Source organism: Pseudomonas sp. ZL2 (assembly GCF_054788455.1).
The window spans coordinates 24,319-45,233 of sequence record NZ_JBGOGX010000066.1; the positions used below are offsets into that span (position 1 = coordinate 24,319).

Annotated in this window: 13 protein-coding genes and 2 tRNA genes; 7 read left to right on the forward strand and 8 right to left on the reverse strand. The window is 64.2% G+C overall.

The window, feature by feature from the left end; all coding sequences use genetic code 11:
- Positions 1–110: 110 nt before the first annotated feature.
- The 3 genes from nirD to ABM562_RS27835 form a co-directional block, all read right to left on the reverse strand.
- Positions 111–476 carry a nitrite reductase small subunit NirD gene (gene nirD / locus ABM562_RS27825; protein ID WP_460423942.1) on the reverse strand — a complete coding sequence of 122 codons (366 nt, stop codon included), beginning with the start codon at positions 474–476 and terminating at the stop codon, positions 111–113.
- Positions 476–3,034, reverse strand: coding sequence for a nitrite reductase large subunit NirB (nirB, locus tag ABM562_RS27830; RefSeq protein WP_460423943.1), 2,559 nt, complete (start codon positions 3,032–3,034; stop codon positions 476–478). The genes nirD and nirB overlap by 1 nt, the downstream gene beginning before the upstream one ends.
- A 276-nt stretch (positions 3,035–3,310) precedes the next feature.
- Positions 3,311–7,096, reverse strand: coding sequence for a molybdopterin-dependent oxidoreductase (locus ABM562_RS27835; protein ID WP_460423944.1), 3,786 nt, complete (start codon positions 7,094–7,096; stop codon positions 3,311–3,313).
- Positions 7,097–7,393: 297 nt separating this feature from the next.
- Here ABM562_RS27835 and map point away from each other — a divergent pair, with 297 nt between their 5' ends.
- From map to ABM562_RS27850, 3 genes are all read left to right on the forward strand, one after another.
- Positions 7,394–8,182, forward strand: coding sequence for a type I methionyl aminopeptidase (gene map, locus ABM562_RS27840; RefSeq protein WP_460423945.1), 789 nt, complete (start codon positions 7,394–7,396; stop codon positions 8,180–8,182).
- A gap of 99 nt (positions 8,183–8,281) precedes the next feature.
- Complete coding sequence (locus ABM562_RS27845) at positions 8,282–8,977, forward strand: DUF1266 domain-containing protein (protein WP_115085771.1); 696 nt, start codon at positions 8,282–8,284, stop codon at positions 8,975–8,977.
- On the forward strand, positions 8,974–11,664 hold the full coding sequence (locus ABM562_RS27850; RefSeq protein ID WP_134061624.1) for a DUF805 domain-containing protein: 2,691 nt from the start codon (positions 8,974–8,976) through the stop codon (positions 11,662–11,664). The genes ABM562_RS27845 and ABM562_RS27850 overlap by 4 nt, the downstream gene beginning before the upstream one ends.
- Here ABM562_RS27850 and ABM562_RS27855 read toward each other — a convergent pair.
- From ABM562_RS27855 to ABM562_RS27865, 3 genes are all read right to left on the reverse strand, one after another.
- On the reverse strand, positions 11,658–13,349 hold the full coding sequence (locus tag ABM562_RS27855; protein ID WP_460423946.1) for an Hsp70 family protein: 1,692 nt from the start codon (positions 13,347–13,349) through the stop codon (positions 11,658–11,660). The genes ABM562_RS27850 and ABM562_RS27855 overlap by 7 nt on opposite strands.
- 158 nt (positions 13,350–13,507) lie before the next feature.
- Positions 13,508–13,584 (reverse strand) — tRNA-Asp (locus ABM562_RS27860).
- 16 nt (positions 13,585–13,600) lie between these two features.
- Positions 13,601–13,676, reverse strand: a tRNA-Val gene (locus tag ABM562_RS27865).
- Between the two features lie 160 nt (positions 13,677–13,836).
- On the opposite strand from ABM562_RS27865, the gene rdgC reads away from it, so the two are divergent.
- The 3 genes from rdgC to sugE all read left to right on the forward strand — a co-directional run bounded on the left by rdgC (position 13,837) and on the right by sugE (position 16,332).
- Positions 13,837–14,757: a recombination-associated protein RdgC gene (gene rdgC / locus ABM562_RS27870; RefSeq protein WP_115085768.1), complete on the forward strand. Its 921-nt coding sequence runs from the start codon at positions 13,837–13,839 to the stop codon at positions 14,755–14,757.
- 134 nt (positions 14,758–14,891) lie between these two features.
- The gene (locus tag ABM562_RS27875; protein WP_460423947.1) at positions 14,892–15,851 is read left to right on the forward strand and encodes a bile acid:sodium symporter family protein; all 960 of its coding nucleotides are present in this window, start codon (positions 14,892–14,894) and stop codon (positions 15,849–15,851) included.
- A 163-nt stretch (positions 15,852–16,014) separates the two neighbouring features.
- The gene (sugE, locus tag ABM562_RS27880) at positions 16,015–16,332 is read left to right on the forward strand and encodes a quaternary ammonium compound efflux SMR transporter SugE (RefSeq protein WP_460423948.1); all 318 of its coding nucleotides are present in this window, start codon (positions 16,015–16,017) and stop codon (positions 16,330–16,332) included.
- Positions 16,333–16,347: 15 nt separating this feature from the next.
- On the opposite strand, the gene ABM562_RS27885 is transcribed toward sugE, so the two are convergent.
- Together ABM562_RS27885 and ABM562_RS27890 are read right to left on the reverse strand one after the other, a co-directional pair.
- On the reverse strand, positions 16,348–18,228 hold the full coding sequence (locus tag ABM562_RS27885; protein ID WP_460423949.1) for an MFS transporter: 1,881 nt from the start codon (positions 18,226–18,228) through the stop codon (positions 16,348–16,350).
- Positions 18,229–18,307: 79 nt separating this feature from the next.
- Entirely contained in the window at positions 18,308–19,453 is a 1,146-nt protein-coding gene (locus ABM562_RS27890) for a TDT family transporter (RefSeq protein ID WP_233673605.1), read from the reverse strand.
- Positions 19,454–19,613: 160 nt separating this feature from the next.
- Here ABM562_RS27890 and ABM562_RS27895 point away from each other — a divergent pair, with 160 nt between their 5' ends.
- Positions 19,614–20,789 carry an MFS transporter gene (locus ABM562_RS27895; protein ID WP_460423950.1) on the forward strand — a complete coding sequence of 392 codons (1,176 nt, stop codon included), beginning with the start codon at positions 19,614–19,616 and terminating at the stop codon, positions 20,787–20,789.
- Positions 20,790–20,915 lie beyond the last annotated feature (126 nt).

The window sequence follows — 20,915 nt, forward strand, 5'->3', positions numbered from 1 at the left end:
GGCTCCGGCAAGACTGCGACCGCTTTGCGGTCGATCGCCGGCAAGACCGGCTCCCACAGGTACTGCATACCCCAGACACTGTGGGAGCTGGCTTGCCAGCGATGAGGCCATCAATAGCGACCCAGCTCTACCTGCTCGCCACTGATCCGCACCGGCCACACCTGCAACGCCTGCTGCGGATCCTCCAGGCAACGCCCGTCACGCAAGCAGAAATGCTGCTTGTACAACGGCGCCGCCACCACCAGTTCGCCCTTGAGCTCCCCCACCAGCCCGCGGCCGATCACATTGGCGCCGGACCTGGGGTCATGGTTGTCCACTGCGAACACCGGCGTGGCCTGCCCCGGCAGGTAGAACAGCGCCACCTGGCGCCCCTCGAACCACACCACCACCCCAGACTGGGCGACCAGGTCGGCACGGGTGCAGACCGTCTGCCAGTGTTGCGCCTGAACAGTTATCGCAGCGTTGGACTGGCTCATCAAAGCACCTCCTCGGTGGTCGGGATCAAGTGAAGTTCGCCGGCGCCGATGGGCCGGCGCTGGCCGCGTTCGCGGACAAAGTGCACACCCGGGTCCGGGCGCTGATCGTTGACGAAGGTACGGAAGCGCTTGAGCTTGTCCGGATCCTTCAGGGCATTGGCCCACTCGCACTCGTAGCGGTCGACCACCTGTTGCATCTGCGCTTCCAGCTCTGCACCCAGGCCGAGGCTGTCGTCGAGGATCACCTGCTTGAGGTAGTCCAGCCCGCCCTCCAGGCTTTCGCGCCACACCGAGGTGCGCTGCAGCTTGTCGGCGGTGCGGATGTAGAACATCAGCACGCGGTCGATGATGCGGATCAGGCTGGCGTCGTCCAGGTCGGTGGCGAACAGTTCGGCATGCCGCGGGCGCATGCCGCCGTTGCCGCAGACGTACAGGTTCCAGCCTTTCTCGGTGGCGATCACGCCGATGTCCTTGCTCTGCGCCTCGGCGCATTCGCGGGTGCAGCCGGACACCGCGAACTTGAGCTTGTGCGGCGAACGCAGGCCCTTGTAGCGGTCTTCCAGGGTCAGGGCCATCTGTACGCTGTCCTGTACGCCGTAGCGGCACCAGGTGCTGCCCACGCAGGATTTCACCGTGCGCGTCGACTTGCCGTAGGCGTGGCCGGTCTCGAAGCCTGCGGCAATCAGTTCGGCCCAGATTTCTGGCAATTCATGCAGCTGGGCGCCGAACAGGTCGATGCGCTGGCCGCCGGTGATCTTGGTGTAGAGGTCGTATTTTTTCGCCACTTCGCCGATGACGATCAGCTTCTCGGGGGTGATCTCGCCGCCGGGAATCCGCGGCACCACCGAGTAGGTGCCGTTCTTCTGCATGTTGGCCATGAACGTGTCGTTGGTGTCCTGCAGCGGCACCAGCGACGGGTCCATGATCGGCTGGTTCCAGCACGAGGCGAGGATCGAGCCGACCGTGGGTTTGCAGATATCGCAGCCGACATGGCCGCGCCCATGCTTGGCGAGCATCTCGTCAAAGCTGAGGATACCCTCGACCCGCACCAGCGCGTACAGCTCCTGGCGGGTGTAGGCGAAGTGTTCGCACAGGCTCTTGTCGACGCTGACGCCGCGGGCGATCAGCTCATGCTCGAACACCTGCTTGAGCAATGCCGCACAACCGCCGCAACCGGTACAGGCCTTGGTCTGTTGCTTGAGCTGGCCAAGCTCGCCGCAACCGCTGTCGATGGCGGCGCAGATCGCGCCCTTGCTGACGTTGTGGCAGGAACAGATGGTCGCGCTGTCGGGCAAGGCATCCGCGCCCAGTGCCGGCGCGCCGGCCGACTGCGGCAGGATCAGGCCGGCCGGGTCGGCTGGCAGGGCAATGCCGTTCTGCACGTATTGCAGCAGGGTGTCGTAGTAGCTGTTGTCGCCAACCAGCACCGCACCCAGAACGTGTTTGCCGCTGGCATCGACCACCAGGCGGCGGTAGGCCGAGGCGGCTTCATCGATAAAGCGATAGCTGCGCGCACCCGGGGTCGCGCCATGGGCGTCGCCAATGGAGCCGACGTCGACGCCGAGCAGCTTGAGCTTGGTCGACATGTCGGCACCGGTGAAGCTGCCAGCGTCCTCACCGGACAGCGCCGCCGCGACATTGCGCGCCATGCTGTAGCCCGGCGCTACCAGGCCGAACACACTGCCGTTCCACGAGGCGCATTCGCCGATGGCGAAGATCCGTGGGTCGCTGCTGCGACAAGCACTGTCGATCATCACCCCGCCGCGTGGCGCGGTGTCCAGGCCGCTGCTGCGGCCCAGGGCATCCTGCGGGCGGATACCGGCGGAGAACACGATCAGGTCGGTTTCGAGAAATTCGCCGCCGTCGAAGTTCATCCGGTAGCGATAGTCTTCACCGGCAACGATGGCCTGGGTCGCCCGCGACAGGTGCACGCCAACCCCCAGGGCTTCGATCTGCGCACGCAAGGCCGCGCCGCCTTCGGCATCCAGTTGCACCGGCATCAAGCGCGGGGCGAACTCCACCACGTGGGCTTCCAGGCCCAGGGATTTCAAGGCATTGGCTGCCTCCAGGCCGAGCAGGCCACCGCCGACCACCACGCCACGGCGGGCACTGTTGGCGGCGGCACGGATGGCATCGAGGTCATCGAGAGTGCGATAGACCAGGCGCGCCGCCCCGTGCGAGCCTTCGATCGGCGGCACGAACGGATAGGAACCAGTGGCCAGGACCAGTTGATCGTAAGGATAACGCCCGAGGTGGGTGACCACTTCGCAGCGTTCGCGGTCGATCTCCAGCACCTGCTCGCCCAGGTGCAGGTGAATGCCGTGCCCGGCGTACAAGCCCGCCTCGCCCAGCGCCAGGGTCTCGGCATCACTGCCACTGAAGTACTCCGACAGGTGCACGCGGTCGTAGGCGCGCTGGCGTTCTTCGCCGAACACCCGCACCTCGAAGCGACCCAGGGCACCGCGTTCGATCAGTTGCTCGACGCAGTGATGACCGACCATGCCGTTGCCGACGATGATCAGCTGTTGCCGCGCTTCGATGCTGGTAAACCCATTCATACCCGATCCTCACTCAAGGCCATTCACGGTGGCTTTGCTGCTGGGGGCCAACCCCGAAAAACAAAAAAAGGCGCCTGGAGCCGAAGCTCCAGGCGCCTTTGCCTGGTCGTTTTATGTAGTCCCGGTTGCGAATCGCCATTGACCCGCGAGGACGTTGTACTTAAGCAAAAGCAGGTAGCGTGCCAACTGCCAAAGCCTTTGAAACCGGGGCTTGAGGACTGTCCACCACGGCCGTTATCGACCCAGGCTGGTGCAGCCCTCCCCCTTATGGGGCACTCAGTACACGTCGCGCAGGTAGCGTTTGGCGCGGCTCAGCTCGCTGACATAGGCCTCGGCCCGCTCCACACTCATGCCGCCGTACTGATGCACCACCTGCTTGAGCGCCGCATCGACATCCCTGGCCATGCGCTCGGCGTCACCACAGATGTAGAAATGCCCACCCTCCTCCAGCCAGCGCCAAAGCTCGGCGCCCTGTTCGAGCAGGCGCTGCTGCACGTAGATCTTCTGCGCCTGATCGCGGGAGAACGCGGTGTCCAGGCGGGTCAGGTGGCCGTCGCGCTGCCAGGCCAGCAGCTCGTCGCGGTAATAGAAATCCGTAGCGGCCTGCTGTTCACCAAACAACAGCCAGTTGCGGCCTGTGGCGCCTTCAGCCTGACGCTCCTGGAGGAACGCCCTGAACGGCGCGATACCGGTACCGGGGCCGACCATGATCACTGGCGCCGTACTATCGCTGGGCAGGCGAAAGTGCGCGGTCGGTTGGCTGAAGATTTCTACGCGGCCCGGCTCACCGCGGTCGGCCAGGTAGGTCGAGCACACGCCCTTGCGCTGGCCGTAACGGACGGTGGAAACCGTCAGGTGAACCTGATCAGGGTGCAACTTCTGGCTCGAGCTGATCGAGTACAGCCGCGGCTGCAAGGGTTTGAGCAGGCTCAACCAGGTCTCCAGGCTCAGCTCGGGTGTGCAGCCGTACACCAGGTCGATCAGTTGCTTGCCCCACAGCCAGTCCTTGAGCGCAGCCTTGTTGTGCGGTTCAAGCAACTCGCGCAACTGTGGATTGCCAACCGCGAAGGCCTCGAGCAGCTGCGGGGTAATGCGGGCGATCTCCAGGTGTTGCAACAGCGCCTCGGCCAGCGGCATGTCGGCCTGGCCCTTGAGGCTGACGCAGCGGCTGCCATCGAAGCGGGTGGCGCTCAGCAGTTCGTCGACCAGCGCCGGGCAGTTGCGCGGCCACACGCCGAGGGCGTCACCGGCCTGATAAGTGAAACCGCTGTCGCCCAGGTCGAATACCAGTTGGCGGGTTTCCTTGAGCGCGCCGGGGCCGTTGAGCAGGCGATTGCCGACCAGGGTCGTTGCCAGCGGCCTGGTTTTGCTGAAGCCGGTTGCGGCCGGCGCTGCCACTGGCGCTTCGAGCAGCAGCTGGCCGTGGCCCAGTTTGCCCAGCAGCGCCTGCAGCCATTGCCCGGCCGGTTCATTGAAATCGCCCTCGCAATCGACCCTGTCGAGCAAGCGCTCAGCCCCCAGTTCTGCCAGGCGCTGATCGAGCTTGCGACCAAACCCGCAGAACTGTTCATAGCTGGAATCCCCCAGGGCCAGCACCGCATAAGGCAAGCCGGCGCAGCGTTGAGAATGCTCGCCGTGCAGGCCACGCCAGAATGCCGCGCCGCTGTCCGGCGCGTCACCGTCGCCAAAGGTGCTGGCGATCAGCAGCAGGCTGGCCGGGCTGTCCAGCTGCTCCAGGGCCACGTCTTCCATACAGCTCAACTGCACCGGCAAGCCGACCTTGCGCAGGCGCTCGGCACACTGCTCGGCCAGGGCCTGACCGTTGCCGGTTTGCGAGGCCCAGAGCAGCAGGTGCTTGTCCTGTACCGAAACGGGCTGCTGATCGATCTGGACGGCCTCGATACGTTCGCCAGCGACCCGGCTCAGGGCCACCGCGCAATACTTGAAGGCCGGTTGCAGCGACAGCGGATCGACCGCGTCGCTGGTGAGCGCATTGATCGCCAGGTGTTCACCGTAGACGTCGTTCCAGTGGAACGGCGCAAAGCAGTTGCCCGCCAATACCCGGGTGGTGATCCGTGCCGGCAGTACGGCCTGCCCGCGGCGTGAACGGATCTGCACCTGGTCCTTTTCAGCAATGCCCAGGCGCTCGGCATCGTCCGGATGAATTTCCACGAACGGCCCGGGGTCAAGCTTGTTCAGCGCCGCCACCTTGCCGGTCTTGGTCAGGGTGTGCCACTGGTGCTGGACCCGGCCGGTGTTGAGCACCAGCGGGAAGTCAGCGTCCGGCAGCTCGGCGCTGGGCAGGCACGGCCGGGCAAAAAAGCGTGCCTTGCCCGTGCGGGTGGGGAAGGCAATGGCAGGTGCCTCGCCTTGCGCATCGCGCAACAGGGCCTGGCTGATACCGTCGTTGCGATAACGCAGCGGGCTGCGATCGTTCTCACGCCCGGGTTCACACGGCCATTGCTGCGGCGTCTCACGCAAAGCGGCATAGCTGACGCCGCGCACATCGTAGCCCGTGGCCGGGTTCCAGGCCTGGCGCAACTCGTTGAACACCGCTTCAGCATTGGCGTAGCTGAACGCCTCGGCATAGCCCATGGCGCAGGCGATACGGGCAATGATCTGCCAGTCGGGCAAGCTCGCGCCCGGCGCCTCGACGGCCTGGTTCATCAGGGTCAGGTTGCGCTCGGAATTGACCATCACCCCCTCGCCCTCAGCCCACAGCGCGGCGGGCAGGAGGATATCGGCGTAGCGGTTGGTCTCGGTGTCGAGGAAGGCATCCTGGGTGATCACCAGCTCCGCCGCCTGCAAACCTTCGATCACTTGTCGGCGGTTGGCGACGCTGGCCACCGGGTTGCTGCAGATGATCCAGCAGGCCTTGATCTGCCCGGCAGCGAGGTTTTCGAACAGCGCCACCGTGCCGTCACCGGCTTCGCTGCGCAGGCTGCCGGTGGGGATCTGCCACAGCTGCTCGACGAAGGCGCGATCCGCCGCGACCAGCGCCGAGCGTTGCCCTGGCAGGCCCGGGCCCATGTAGCCCATTTCGCGCCCGCCCATGGCATTGGGCTGGCCGGTCAGCGAGAACGGTCCGCTGCCCGGCCGGCAAACGGCGCCGGTGGCCAGGTGCAGGTTGCACAGGGCGTTGCTCTGCCAAGTGCCATGGATGCTCTGGTTCAGGCCCATGGTCCAGCAGCTCATCCACTCCGGGGCCTGGCCGATCCAGTTGGCGGCCTGGCGGATATCGGCTTCGCGCAGCCCGGTGATAGCAGCGACCCGCTCGGGTGTGTAGTCCTGTAAAAAGGCCGGCATATCCTCCCAGCCTTCGGTGTAGCACTGGATGAAATCGGCGTCGCACTGACCGTTTTCCAGCAACAGGTAGAGCAGGCCATTGAGCAACGCCAGGTCGGTACCCGGTTTGATCTGCAGGAACAGGTCGGCCTTGTCGGCGGTAGCGCTGTGCCTGGGGTCGACGACGATCAGCCGGGCACCGGCCTTGAGCCGGTCGAGCAAACGCAAAAACAGGATCGGGTGACAATCGGCCATGTTCGCGCCGATCACCAGGAACACCTCGGCGCGGTCAAAATCCTGGTAGCTGCCCGGCGGCCCATCGGCGCCCAGCGACAGCTTGTAGCCGCTGCTGGCGCTGGCCATGCACAGGCGCGAGTTGGACTCGATATGCCGGCTGCGGACAAAACCCTTGGCCAGTTTATTGATCAGGTACTGGGCCTCCAGCGACATCTGCCCGGAGACATAGAACCCCAGGGCGTCGGGCCCATGCTCATCAATGATCGCCCGCAGGCGCTGTGCTGCCTGTTCGATAGCGGTATCGATGCCGCTCTGCACCGGGTCGCGCTGACGCTGGTCGCGCAAGTAAGCGTGCTCCATGCGCCCGGACTCGCGCAGCGGTTGATGGGCGGTCAGGCCCTTGGTGCACAGGCGGCCAAAATTGCTGGGGTGCAGCTTGTCACCACTGACCTTGGTCACCCGCCCGCCTTCGACGCTCATGACGATGCCACAACCGACGCCACAATACGGGCACACGCTGCGCACGCTGGTGCTGCTCATCGGCCTACCTCCTGATTGCGCAAACAAAAAGGCGCCCTGCTGCCCCCGGCTTGAATGAACAAGCGGGGCAACACGGCGCCTTTGTCGTGAACGGGGCAATCTGCGTTGATTGCCGGATTCTCAAGCTGTAGCAAGGGCCGCGCCAGAATGGCCGGAGCCTTGCGTTACGGGGCTCAGGCACTTGGCGGTGCCGGGCAGCCTGCACCGCAATGGGCCCGCTTGCACCATCGGATGGCACTGCCACCCGGCGAGGCTTTATCATTGGCGCACATTCCGAGAGACGAAATACCTTCCCCCATGAGCCAAGTGGTCCTCAAAAACGCCGAACAGCTGGCCCTGATGCGCAATGCCGGGCAATTGTTGAGCCAGGTGTTCGCCCACCTCGACAGCTTCATCGCCCCCGGGGTCAGCACCCTGCAGATCAACGACCGGGCCGAGGCCTTTATCGTCGATGTACTCAAGGCGCGCCCGGCGAGCAAGGGCCAGTACGGCTTCGCCTATTCGCTGAACACCTCGGTCGACCATGTGGTGTGCCACGGCGTGCCGCATGCCGACGAGGTGCTCAAGGCCGGCTCCATCGTCAATGTCGACATCACCCTTGAGCAAGGCGGCTACATTGCCGACTCGTCGAAGATGTATTGCCTGGGGCAGATCGATACCGCCGCCCGGCACCTGGTCGACACCACCTATGCCGCGCTCTGGCAGGGCATCCGCCAGGTACGCCCGGGAGCGACCCTGGGCGATATCGGCTACGCCATCCAGCGCCATGCCGAAGCGGCTGGCTACAACGTGGTGCGCGAGTACTGCGGCCATGGCATTGGTCGGCAGATGCACGAGGCGCCCGAGGTGCTGCACTACGGCCACAAGGGCAGCGGCCTGCAGCTCAAGCCAGGCATGGTGTTTACCATCGAACCGATGATCAACCAGGGCGGGCGCGGGGTGCGCACCCTCAAGGATGGCTGGACGGTGATCACCCGCGACCGCAGCCTGTCGGCGCAATGGGAACACACCATCGCCGTCACCGCCGAGGGCTTTGAGGTGCTGACCCTGCGCGAGGAAGAGCGCGCCATGCTGGCCAGCGCCTAAGTCGGCGAATCCGGTTTGCCGCGCACCGCGCGGCTCTCTACAATCCGCGCCATTACGGCCGGCACCCGCACATTCCCCTACCGGCCCCGGAGCTTTTTCATGGAAGAAATCGAGCAGCACTGGCTGTACGCCCTTTCCGCCCCCATGGCCGCCCTCAACGGCGCCAGCTACACCGCCGCGACCTACTTCGAGACCTACGACGAAGACGAGACCGACCTTAAAAAGTGGTGGGGCATCAACAATCGCCAGGAGTTGCTGAACATGCTCAGCATGGCCGACACCGGCCACGCCCTGGAGCTCAAGGACGCCTACTGGCAAGCCGCGCGCTGCCTGCCCAGCGAATGGCCGCAGGTGCTTGAAGCGCTGACACCGCGCAAGCGCATCCAGTACGAGTTCGCCCGGCGCACCCTGGCCGACTGCGGCCAGGGCGGCGTGCGCGCCTGGGACCTGGGGCGCATGGGTTACCTGCTGCGGGCAGGGTTGCGCAAGGGCTACCTCAGCATCGCTGAAAGCCACTGGCTGCAAGGCCGCCTGGCCCTGCGTGCACGGCACTACTACAACAGCTGGGACCGCTACCTGGCCGGCTACCTGTTTGGCAAGGCGCTGTGGAACTGCTCCAGCGCCAGCGACGAAGAACTGGCGCAGTGCCTGGAGCGCCAGGGCAGCGAACACTGGAACCGCTGCATCATGATGAACCTGAGCCAGGACGCCCTGGGCTTTTTCGCCAGCATCCCCTGGGAGCTGCCGCTGAACCTGCCGGAACGCCCCGACACCCTGCAAGGAGGCTGGTCATGAGCTGCTGGATTCGCCTGGGCATCGAGCCGACCAACGACCCCGATGTCATCCGCGGCGCTTACCGCGCGCTGTTGCCGCAGCACCACCCGGAAACCGACCCGCAGGGTTTCCAGGCCCTGCGCGAGGCTTACGAGCACGCCCTGCGCCTGGCCCGCGACGAGCAGGATGAGGCCCCTGAGCACGACGAGCCGGTGCTGGTGCGCAATGCACTGATCGAACAGACCATGAGCGACTTTTCCAAGCTGCTCGGCGACCCGACCCGCCGCTTCGACCCGCCAGCCTGGCAGGCCTTCATCGATGGTTTCGCCAGCCTGACCCTGGGTGACCAGGAACAGGTCAGCTGGCACCTGCTGTACAAGCTGATGGAGACCGGCCCGCTGTCGCACGCCTGCGTGCAACTGATGGCCAGGCACCTGGGTTGGGAAAACGAGGTACTGCGCCTGGAAGATCCGCGCCAGGCTGATGAATTTCTTGAACGCATCAGCGAGCCGGACCCGTTTGACACCGGCGTGATGAAGCACTGGTCGATAGAAGCGCAAATAGAAACCCTGTGGTTCGCCAGGAACCTGGATTTCCTCTACCACACCCGGCCGCTGTTCGAGTTCGAGAGCTTCGTCACCCTGCACACCTGCCTGCCGTTCCCGGATGACCCGGCCTTTATCCAGCGCCTGATGGTCAAGCTGTGCCAGGCCGGCATCGGCAGTACCAGCTTCTTTGCCATGATCGCCGAGCAGCAACGCCAGGCACCGGACGATATCGACCTGCTGTACCTGCTCGCCTGCCAGGCCAGCGACACCGGCCAGGAAGAACTCGCCCGCCAGTGCTGGACCCGCCTGTGGTGCGAGCACCAGCACCCGGAAGCGGGACGCTGGCTGCTCAACCTGTGCGCCCAGCACCAACCGCAGCGCCTGCCGCTGTTGATCCAGGCCCTTGATCGCCTGGAGCCGGTGTACCAATGGCCACAAGACTTGAACGATCTGGCGCAGATCTGGGGCAGCCCGTCGCAGCGCCCGGAAACCCTGACACGCTGGTTCGAAGCCGCACGTGACGAGCACGAAGGCATCGCCGGGATTTTCGTCAAATGGCGCCTGGACGGCAAAGACGAACTGCCGCTGCTGGCCTGGCTGCTCGACGACCAGCCGGATCGCCAGCTGCAGCGCCTGTACCGCCACGCCTGGGCGCTGCACCGTGGTGACAGCGGCCTGCTGCGGCAGATCATGGCCGAGCCGCTGGGCGACGACCCGCTGGATCAACTGATCATCGAAGGCTTCAAGTACCAGGCCGAGCAACAGTTGCGCTGGCTCGAGCAGTCACCGCTGGCCCTGGCCCTGACCGCCTTCATCAACAGCCCTTCGCCACAGCCGCAACTGCCCGAAGTGCTCTGCGAAGGCAGCGGCCTGTCGGTAGCCCGCGACTGGCTGCGGCGGATGCGCAGCTACCCGGCCGCCACCCTGCCCAAGCTGACCGCGCTGATCAAGCCGGCCAACCTGATGCCGACGCCTTTCGGCGTGCAGCTGCTTTCGGACCTTGCCGAAGCCGGCATCGAACTGCCGCGCCCGCCTGCCGACGATGGTCTGTGGACCTGGCACCGGCAGAACCTGTTCATGCTCGCCCTGGTTGACCAGCCCCAACGCTGGCTGGCGATGGTGCCAGCGCAGTTGCTGGCCAGCCTGCCATACCCGGCCGGCCATCCGTTCGCCGGCCTGCAGCAGTTGCTGCTACGCCTGCAGGGCCAGCAAGGCAACGTCGATGGCCTGCTCGGCTGGCTGGATGACAACGACCCGCTGCAAGGCTTTATCGGCCAGCGCCTGTCGACGGTGCAGCAAGCCCTGGACAGCGCCAAGCTGCCCAGCAACCTGAAACTGTACGCCTGCCTGGAAAACGACCCGCACGCCTTCGATGATGACGTACTGGGCATGATGGTGCTGTGCGCCATTCTCTATCACGACCCGAGCCTGAACGCCGAACAGCATGGCAGCCTGCTGCGGCGCATCTCGACCCTGACCTGCCCGGATGCCTGGTTCGAACCGTTTCGCAACGGCCTGATCAAGGGCGAGCCGGTGCGCCCGCCGCGCAAGGTGCTGGAGGAAGACGAGCTGATCAACAGCACGCTGTTCTACAGCATGCTCGACAGCCTCAAGGACCTGGCGCGTTACGGCAGCGCCGGGGTGCCGCGGGCCAAGGTGCTCAAGGAATTGCAGCGCGGCAAGGATTACCCGGGCATGGACGCCGGCATTCGCGCAGCCCTGACTGCCTTGTTGTCGTGGTCCGAGCGCCTGCTGCTGGCCAATTCCGGCAGCCAACCGGTACCGGCCTCGCACGTGTGGAAAATCGGTAGCCGCCTGGGCCGCAAGGGTTACGGCGTGCAGGTAGTCGCCAGCATCCTTCTCGGGCCGATCCTGACCCTGATGGCCAGCAGTGCAGTCGAGCAGATCTTCTTCGGCCTGCTGTTCGTCGGCCTGCTCGGCAGCGCCACCCTGCGCCGCCTGCACGACATTGGCCGGGGCATCCCGATGATGATCATCTTCGTGATGCTGATCCCGTTCCTGCACTTCTTGCCGCTGGTGCTGCTGCTCCTGCCGGGCGAACCGCTGCCCAACCGCTACGGCGTGCCGCCCGTCAATCAGCCGCAGGACAACCTGCAGGGTGGCCTGCAAGCCGCCCTGCGACGGCTCAACGGTCAGTAACGCATGTCGTCCAGCGCCTCGATGAGGCGCTGGCGAGCGCCGGCGATCTCGGTCGACTCCTGGCCGGCCAGGATCGCGCTGAACTCATTGAGCCAGTCGCCGATCGCATCGCGTTCAGCCCCCAGGCTCTGCGCCCAGGCCCGCTCCAGGCGTGCCAGCAAGGTGCGGTTGGGCAAGGCATCGCGCGGGTGGATCTTCAGCCCGGCAAGGCGTTCATGGCTGGCTTGGCGCGCGGCTTCATCCAGCCCGGTGGGGCTGCGATCGATCACGTGACTGAACTGCTCGCGAGTCTGCGGCAAGGTCACATCGACTTCCAACAGGCCGTTGATGTCATAGCTGAAGCGCACGTCCAGGCGCTGGATCTTGCCGTTCGGGGTCAGCGGGATCTTGAAAGAATCGACAAAGATGTTGTCTTCGACCCAGGGCCGCTCGCCTTGATAGACGCGGATGCTGATGGCTGTCTGTTCAATATGAGTGCTGTAGAACGGCTTGATCCGTGACGTAGGGATCACGGTATTACGGTCGATGATCGGCGCAAAGATCTCGGTCTGGTATTCGCCATCCATCGCGGCGATACCCAGGGTGTAGGGGCAGACATCGGTGAGGATCAGCTCTTCGATCGCCGAATCGCGCGCCTTGCACGCCGCCTGGGTGGCAGCACCGAGGGCAACGATGGTGTCCGGGTCGAGGTAGCGGTAAGGCAGGCGGCCGAACAGGGTCGAGACCATCTGCTGGATTACCGGCATGCGCGTGGCACCGCCGACCAGCACCAGGCTGTCGAGGTCGCTGGCGCGCAGGCGTGCATCGCGCAGGGCCTGCTCGATCGGTGCACGAATCCGCGCCAGCAACGGCGCCCAGATCTTCTGCGCACGGGCTTCATCGAGCGACCAGTGGCGGCTGACGCCGTCACCGTTCCAGCTCAAGTGCTGCTCGCCCTCGCCCAGCTTGCACTTGAGCTGCTCGATGGCATCGGCAAGGCTGGCCAGGGCCTGGGGCGCGAGCATCGCCGGCTTGAGTTGCCAGTGCTGCAGGCAGGCCTGCAGCAAGGCGCCGGTAAAATCTTCGCCGCCGAGGAAGTTGTCGCCGGTCGAGGCATGCACCTCGATCAGCGGCAGCGCGTATTCCAGTACAGTCACGTCGAAGGTGCCGCCACCGAGATCGAAGATCAATGTGCGTTCGAATTTCTGCTCGTGCAGGCCGTAGGCCATGGCTGCGGCGGTCGGTTCGTTGATCAGGCGCTGGACTTTCAGGCCGGCAAGCTCGGCGGCAAAGCTGGTGCGCTTGCGCTGCTCGTCGCTGAAATAGGCCGGCACGGAAATCACCGCTTCGCTGATCGGGCAACCGAGAAACGCTTCGGCATCGGCCTTGAGTGCACCGAGCACCAGCGCCGACAGTTCTTCGGGGCTGAATACCTGGTCACCGAGGGTGATCTTTTTTTCGCTGCCCATGAAGCGCTTGAAGGCGGCGGCGGTGCGTTGCGGATGGGTAGTCAGGCGTGAGCGTGCGGCCTTGCCGACCAGGATGCTGCCGTCTTCGTCGAGGCTGACCACCGAAGGCGTGAGCACGTCGCCAAGGGCGTTGGGGATCAGTTGTGCCCGGCCATCCTGCCAGACCGCCACCAGGCTGTTGGTGGTGCCCAGGTCGATACCCAGCATTGGCGCCGGGGAAGTGCTTGCATCCTGCATGTTCGTTCTCTTGCTCAGAAGTGGTGCTGGCACGGAGCAAAACAGTAGCGTCCCAGCGTACTGGTGGATTCTGGACGAATTCCAGAAACAAAAAAAGCGACCCTAAGGTCGCTTTCTTTGTTGCTTCCGGGTGTTCAGTGGGCCCTGGAAGCTAAATATGGCGCAGCGGACGGGACTCGAACCCGCGACCCCCGGCGTGACAGGCCGGTATTCTAACCGACTGAACTACCGCTGCGCGATACACTGAGAAGTGGTGGGTGATGACGGGATCGAACCGCCGACCCTCTGCTTGTAAGGCAGATGCTCTCCCAGCTGAGCTAATCACCCTTCGTCTCGGTGTGGCGCGCATTCTACGGAGCACCGAACACTCTGGCAAGCACTTTTTTAAAAAAATTTTTGAGGCGTTCCAAAGACTTAGCGGTGCTTGGCCTGAAGTGCCCGCTCGGAGTTTAATGCCCTCCTTATGTGTTGAGGAGAGATTCACCCCATGTGGTTCAAAAACCTGCTGACCTACCGCCTGACCCAGGACATTTCGTTCGACCCCGAGGCACTGGAAACCGCTCTGGCCAGCAAGCCGGCTCGCCCATGCGCCAGCCAGGAGTTGACCACTTACGGCTTCGTCGCCCCGTTCGGCAAAGGTGAAGACGCACCGCTGGTGCATGTCAGCGGCGACTTCCTGCTGATTGCCGCGCGTAAAGAAGAGCGCATCCTGCCGGGCAGCGTCGTGCGCGATGCGGTTAAAGAGAAGATCGACGAGATCGAAGCCGAGCAGATGCGCAAGGTCTATAAGAAGGAGCGCGACCAGATCAAGGACGAGATCATCCAGGCCTTCCTGCCGCGCGCCTTTATTCGCCGCTCGATGATCTTCGCCGCCATCGCCCCCAAGCAAGGCCTGATCCTGGTCAACTCGGCCAGCGCCAAGCGTGCCGAAGACCTGCTGTCGACCCTGCGTGAAGTCATCGGCTCGCTGCCGGTGCGCCCGGTGACTGTGAAGATCGCCCCGAGCGCGACCATGACCGACTGGGTCAAGACCCAGCAGGCCGCGCCTGACTTCTATGTACTGGATGAGTGCGAGCTGCGCGACACCCACGAAGACGGCGGCATCGTCCGTTGCAAGCGCCAGGACCTGACCAGCGACGAGATCCAGTTGCACCTGGGCACCGGCAAGGTGGTCACGCAACTGTCGCTGGCCTGGCAGGACAAACTGTCGTTCGTGCTCGACGACAAGATGGTCATCAAGCGCCTGCGCTTTGAAGAGCTGCTGCAGGACCAGGCCGAAGAAGACGGCGGCGACGAGGCCCTGGGCCAGCTCGATGCCAGCTTCACCCTGATGATGCTGACCTTTGGCGAGTTCCTGCCGGCGCTGTTCGAGGCGTTGGGAGGAGAAGAAATCCCGCAGGGGATCTGAGTATTGTAGCGACCTTGCCGGCCTCATCGCCGGCAAAGCCGGCTCCCACAATGGATCTGTGTACGCCGAACCTGTGGGAGCTGGCTTTGCCAGCGATCGAGCGCGCAGCGGTCGTGATAAGAAGGACCTGCGCCATGCGTACCCTCGCTGCCCTCAGCCGCTTCGTCGGCAATACCTTCGCCTGGTGGGTGCTGTTGTTCGCCATCCTGGCCTTCTTGCAACCGCAGTGGTTCATCGGCCTTAAAAGCGCCATCGTGCCGCTACTCGGCCTGGTCATGTTCGGCATGGGCCTGACCCTCAAACTCGATGACTTCGCCGCCGTCGCCCGCCAGCCCTGGCGCGTGGCCCTGGGCGTGGTCGCGCATTTCATGATCATGCCCGGCGTGGCCTGGCTGTTGTGCCAGTTGTTCCAGCTGCCGGCGGAAATTGCCGTGGGCGTGATCCTGGTGGGCTGCTGCCCCAGCGGCACTTCATCCAACGTCATGGCCTGGCTGGCCAAGGGCGACCTGGCCCTGGCCGTGGCGATTGCCGCCGTCACCACCCTGCTCGCCCCGCTGCTGACCCCGGCGCTGATCTGGCTGCTGGCCTCGGCCTGGCTGCCGGTGTCTTTCCTCGACATGTTCTGGTCGATCCTGCAACTGGTGATGCTGCCGATCGTGCTTGGCGTGCTGGCTCAACGCCTATTGGGCGCGCGGGTACAACTGGCGGTGCAGGTGCTACCGCTGGTGTCGGTGGTCAGCATCGTGCTGATCGTCTGCGCCGTGGTGGCCGCCAGCCAGGCGAAAATCGCCGAGTCCGGCGTACTGATCATGGTGGTGGTCATGCTGCACAACGGCTTTGGCTTCATGCTTGGCTACATCACCGGCAAGCTGTTCAAACTGCCGTTGGCACAGCGCAAGTCGCTGGCGCTGGAGGTCGGCATGCAGAATTCCGGGCTGGGCGCGGCCCTGGCCAGTGCACACTTTTCGCCATTGGCGGCGGTGCCCAGCGCACTGTTCAGCGTCTGGCACAATATTTCCGGGGCGTTGCTGTCGACCTGGTTTCGGCGCATGCAAGAGCCTGAGGTGGAGCTTAAAACCCAGCCGCTCGGTTAATGCCAACACTGTGGGAGCCGGTCTTGCCGGCGATGGGCCGCAAAGCGGCCCAACTTGCAGTACAAAAGCAACTTGGGCACCATACCGCCCACTGTGAGGACGGCCTCACGACGCACCGCGTGACCATTCCGGGGACGGCCCCATCACTTGATGGAGACTCTGCATGTCCTGGATCATCCTGTTTTTCGCCGGCCTGTTCGAAGTCGGCTGGGCCGTCGGCCTGAAGTACACCGACGGCTTTTCCCGCCCCCTGCCCACTGTACTGACCGTCGCCGCCATGGTCATCAGCCTCGGCCTGCTGGGCCTGGCCATGAAAGAACTGCCGCTGGGCACCGCCTACGCGATCTGGACCGGAGTCGGCGCAGTCGGCACGGTGATCGCCGGGATCATCCTGTTCGGCGAATCCATGGCCCTGGTGCGTCTGGTCAGTGTGGCGCTGATCATCTGCGGCCTGGTCGGGCTCAAGGTCAGCGCCAGCTGACCCAGCCCTGCCCCTTCAGCGTGAGTCGCCGCGCAGCTCGCTGACCCGCTCACGCAGCAACGCCGGTTCCGCCGCCTCTACCGGGACGGCAGAACCGGCCACCAGGGTCACCCGCGACCACAAGCGGCGAAAGAAGCCCTTGGCCGGATCGCGGCTGAAGAAACTCCCCCACAGGCCCTGCAACGCCATCGGAATCACCGGCACCGGTGTCTGCTCGATGATCCGGCTGAGGCCGCCCTTGAACTCGTCGATTTCACCGTCGCTGGTCAGCTTGCCCTCGGGGAAGATGCACACCAGTTCACCGTCAGCCAGGTACGCGGCAATCTGCTTGAACGCCCGCTCGTAGGTCTCGACATCTTCACTGCGCCCGGCAATCGGAATCGCCCCGGCGGTACGGAAGATGAAATTGAGTACCGGCAAGCGGTAGATCTTGTAGTACATGACAAAACGAATCGGCCGGCGCACCGCGCCACCGATCAGCAGCGCATCGACGAACGACACGTGGTTGCACACCAACAGTGCTGCGCCCTGATCAGGAATCTGCTGCAGGTCACGGTGCTCGACGCGGTACATGGAATGGCTGAGCAGCCAGATCATGAAACGCATGGTGAACTCGGGGACGATGCGGAATATATAGAAATTCACCGCGATGTTGAGCAGCGACACCACCAGGAACAGCTGCGGGATGCTCAGCTCAAGGAAGCTCAGCAGCACCACGCTGAAGATCGCCGAGACCACCATGAACAGTGCGTTAAGGATGTTGTTGGCGGCAATCACCCGCGAACGCTGGTCTTGCGGGGTGCGCGACTGGATCAGTGCATACAGCGGCACGATATAGAAGCCGCCGAACACACCCAGGCCGAGAATCGACCCCAGCACCCACCAGGCCTGGGCAATGCCCAGTACCGCCAGCCAGTCGTAAGGCGCAGCCGCCGGCAGGATCTCGCCGGAGTGCCACCACCAGAGCAGGCCGAACAGGCTCAGGCCGAAAGAGCCGAACGGCACCAGGCCGATTTCCACCTTGTGCCCGCTCATGCGCTCGCACAGCAGCGAACCGACGGCGATGCCCACCGAGAACAGGGTAAGGATCAGGGTGACCACGGTCTCGTCGCCGTGCAGCCATTGCTGGGCGTAACCGGGGATTTGCGTCAGGTACACCGCGCCGATGAACCAGAACCACGAGTTGCCGACGATCGAGCGCGACACCGCAGGCGTCTGCTTGAGGCCCATGCGCAGAGTGGCCAGGGTCTGGCTGGCGATGTCCCAGTTGATTTTCAGCTCCGGTGTAGAAGCTGCGGCGCGCGGGATGCTGCGACTGGCCAGGTAGCCCAGCACGGCCACCAGCATCACCGCCGACGCAGCCCAGACGCCGTAATCGGCGCTGGACATCAACACCCCGGCACAAATGGTGCCGGCTAGGATCGCCAGGAAGGTGCCCATTTCCACCAGGCCGTTGCCGCCGACCAGCTCTTCCTCGCGCAGGGCCTGGGGCATGATCGAGTACTTCACCGGGCCGAACATGGCCGAATGGGTGCCCATGCCGAACAACGCCAGGAGCATCAGCAAGGGCATCTGGGTCATGATGCCAATGGCCCCGACCGCCATGATGGCGATCTCGGCCAGCTTGATCACGCGGATCAGCGCGTCCTTGGCGTATTTCTCACCGAACTGCCCGGCCAGCGCCGAGAACAGGAAGAACGGCAGGATGAACATCAAGGCGCAGGCGTTGACCCAGATGGCAGTGTCCTGGCCGTGGGGGCTGGCGATCTTGTAGAGAAACAACAGGATGACCGACTGCTTGAACAGGTTGTCGTTGAACGCACCCAGCGACTGGGTGACGAAGAACGGCAAGAAGCGCCGTTTGCCAAGCAGGCTGAATTGTGAAGATTGACTCATCGTCCGTGTACCTGAGTGGGGCTTTGTTATTGGATACGCGCAGGCCGCACAAAGCCACAAACCCCCAGGTAAATGCAATCTACTTGTTCAGACCGGCAATGCATGGCGACACGAACAGCTCACCGTGCCAGGCGCCGCGCAGGGTCAGGGCGGTGACCAGCAGCCAGAGTGCGGCCAGCGCCACCACCAGCAGCATGCCCAGCTCATGGAAGAAGCCCAGGCCCAGCCAGGCCGCCAGTTTCAGGGTGGCCAGGGTGTACACGCCGAGCGGGAAGGTAAAGCCCCACCAGCCGAGGTTGAACGGCATGCCGTGGCGGATGTAGCGCAGGGTGATCAGCACCGCCGTCAATAACCACCACAGGCCCGCACCCCACAACACGATGCCGGCAATCAGGCCCAGGCCGCGGGCGACTTCACCCAGGTTACCAAGGCCGTTTGCAGCGAAGATCGCCGGGGCATCGGCCCCCAGCAGCAACATGCCCAGGGCGCCGGTACCGATCGGCCCCAGGGCCAGCCAGCTCGACGCGGCCATGTTGGCCTGCGGCAGTTTGTGCAGGGCCATGCGCAGCATGAGGATGGTGAGGATGCTGAACGCCACCGGCAACGACACCGCCCACAGCACATAGCTGGTGATCAGCACCTGAAATTGCGCGTGCGTATCCACCAGGTGCGGCGCCAGCAGGCCGCCGCTGGCAGCGGCGACTTCCGCGGCCACTACCGGCAGCAGCCACACGGCGGTCATCTGGTCGATGCTGTGTTCCTGGCGGGTGAACATCAGGTAGGGAATGGCCACGCCGCACAACAGTGCCAGGCCGACGTCGAACCACCACAGCGCCTCGACCCAGGGCAGGATGCCCTCGCCCCAGCGATTGATGCCGAACACCAGGCAACCGTTGAGGATGGTCGCCAGGCCCATGGGGATGGTGCCGAAGAACATCGATACGGTGGAATGGGCGAAGATCCGCCGCGCTTCATCAAAGAACAGCACCCAGCGCGCGGTGTACAGCAGGGTAAACAGCACGAACAGGCCGATGGTCAGCAACCACAGGGATTCGGCCAAGGCGTGCAGGCCGGGTACATCGACCTGCGCCAGGGCCAGGGCGAGCACGCCGGTGCCCATGGTCGCGGCGAACCAGTTGGGGGTGAACTGACGGATCACTTCACGCGGATGCGCCAGCTGGCTCAGCGGGCGTAACGGCGAGGTGCGGGTTTGGCTGCAAGGCATGATGAATTCTCCTGTCCTCCGGTGAGGTTGAGTTCATCTTATGCTGGGAAAATATATCTATATAACGGGTAATTTCTCTATCTGTTATCGGTTTTACCAATATACAAATTGCCTTGCACAAGGCGTATGCTCAGCGCCGATAACAACAAGGACGTCGTTAATGCTCACCGCCATCAAACGCTATGCACCGCAAGTTCGTCTGCTGCTGGCGACCACCTTCACCCTGACCCTGGCCCGGGCGATCACCCTGCCCTACCTGGTGGTCTACCTTGCACAGAACTTCGCCCTGGACATCAGCGGCATCGGCCTGATGATCGGCGGCGCGCTGATCGTCGCCTCCTTGCTGAGCCTGTACGGCGGCTACCTGATCGATACCCTGCGCAGCTACACGGTGATCATCGCCGCGACCCTGACCTTTACCCTGGCCTTCATTGGCGCGGTGGTCAGCCGCGAGCTGAGCCTGTTCTTCATCTGCCTGGTGCTGATCAACCTGGCCCTGGCGGTGGTGGACATCGCCGCCAAGGCCGGCTTTTGCGCGCTGCTGCCGCTGGAGGAGCGCAGCGAAGTGTTCTCGATCAAGTACACCCTGAGCAACGTCGCCTACGCGGTCGGGCCCTTCGTCGGCGTGGCGCTGGTGCTGCTGGATGATCACCTGCCGTTTTTGCTCTCGGCGCTGCTCGGCCTGGCCATGTGCCTGAGCTACCGGCGCTGGGGCGAGCGCGCGGCGCGGGCGCGGATCGAAGGCAGCGAACAGGCCGGGTTTCTCAGTGTTGGCGTGCAACTGGTGAAAGACCGCCGGCTGATCTGCTTCACCCTCGGCGGTGCCCTCAGTGCGGTAGTGTTCGGCCAGTTCACCGCCTACCTGTCGCAGTACCTGGTGGTGACCAGCAGCGCCAGCGAAGCGGCGCGCTACATCAGCTACCTGGTGGCGACCAACGCGGTCACGGTGATTGCCTTGCAGTATGTGATTGGCCGGCGCATCAGCAGCCGCCAGCTGATGCCCTGGCTGATCGCCGGCATGACGCTGTTCCTGGTCGGCCTGCTGGGATTCTCGCTGGCCCAGTCGCTGCTGGTCTGGTGCCTGGCGATGCTGGTGTTCACCCTCGGCGAGATCATCGTCATCCCTGCCGAGTACATGTTCATCGACAGCATCGCCCCGGAGCATCTGCGCGGGGTGTATTACGGCGCGCAGAACCTGTCCAACCTCGGCGCGGCGCTGGGCCCGGTGATCTGCGGCTTTGCCCTGGCGCACCTGGTGCCGGTGGCGACCTTTTACCTATTGATCGGTTCGGTGCTGTTGGCGGCGCTGTTTTATTACCTGGGGGCTCGGCGCTGAGGGGATTGCGACCGCTACGCGCTCGATCGCTGGCAAGGCCAGCTCCCACAGGGTCCGGTACAAGCAGATCTATTGTGGGAGCAACTGTCTTGATCAGGCTGTTTGCTCTCGCCAAGGGGTATTGTC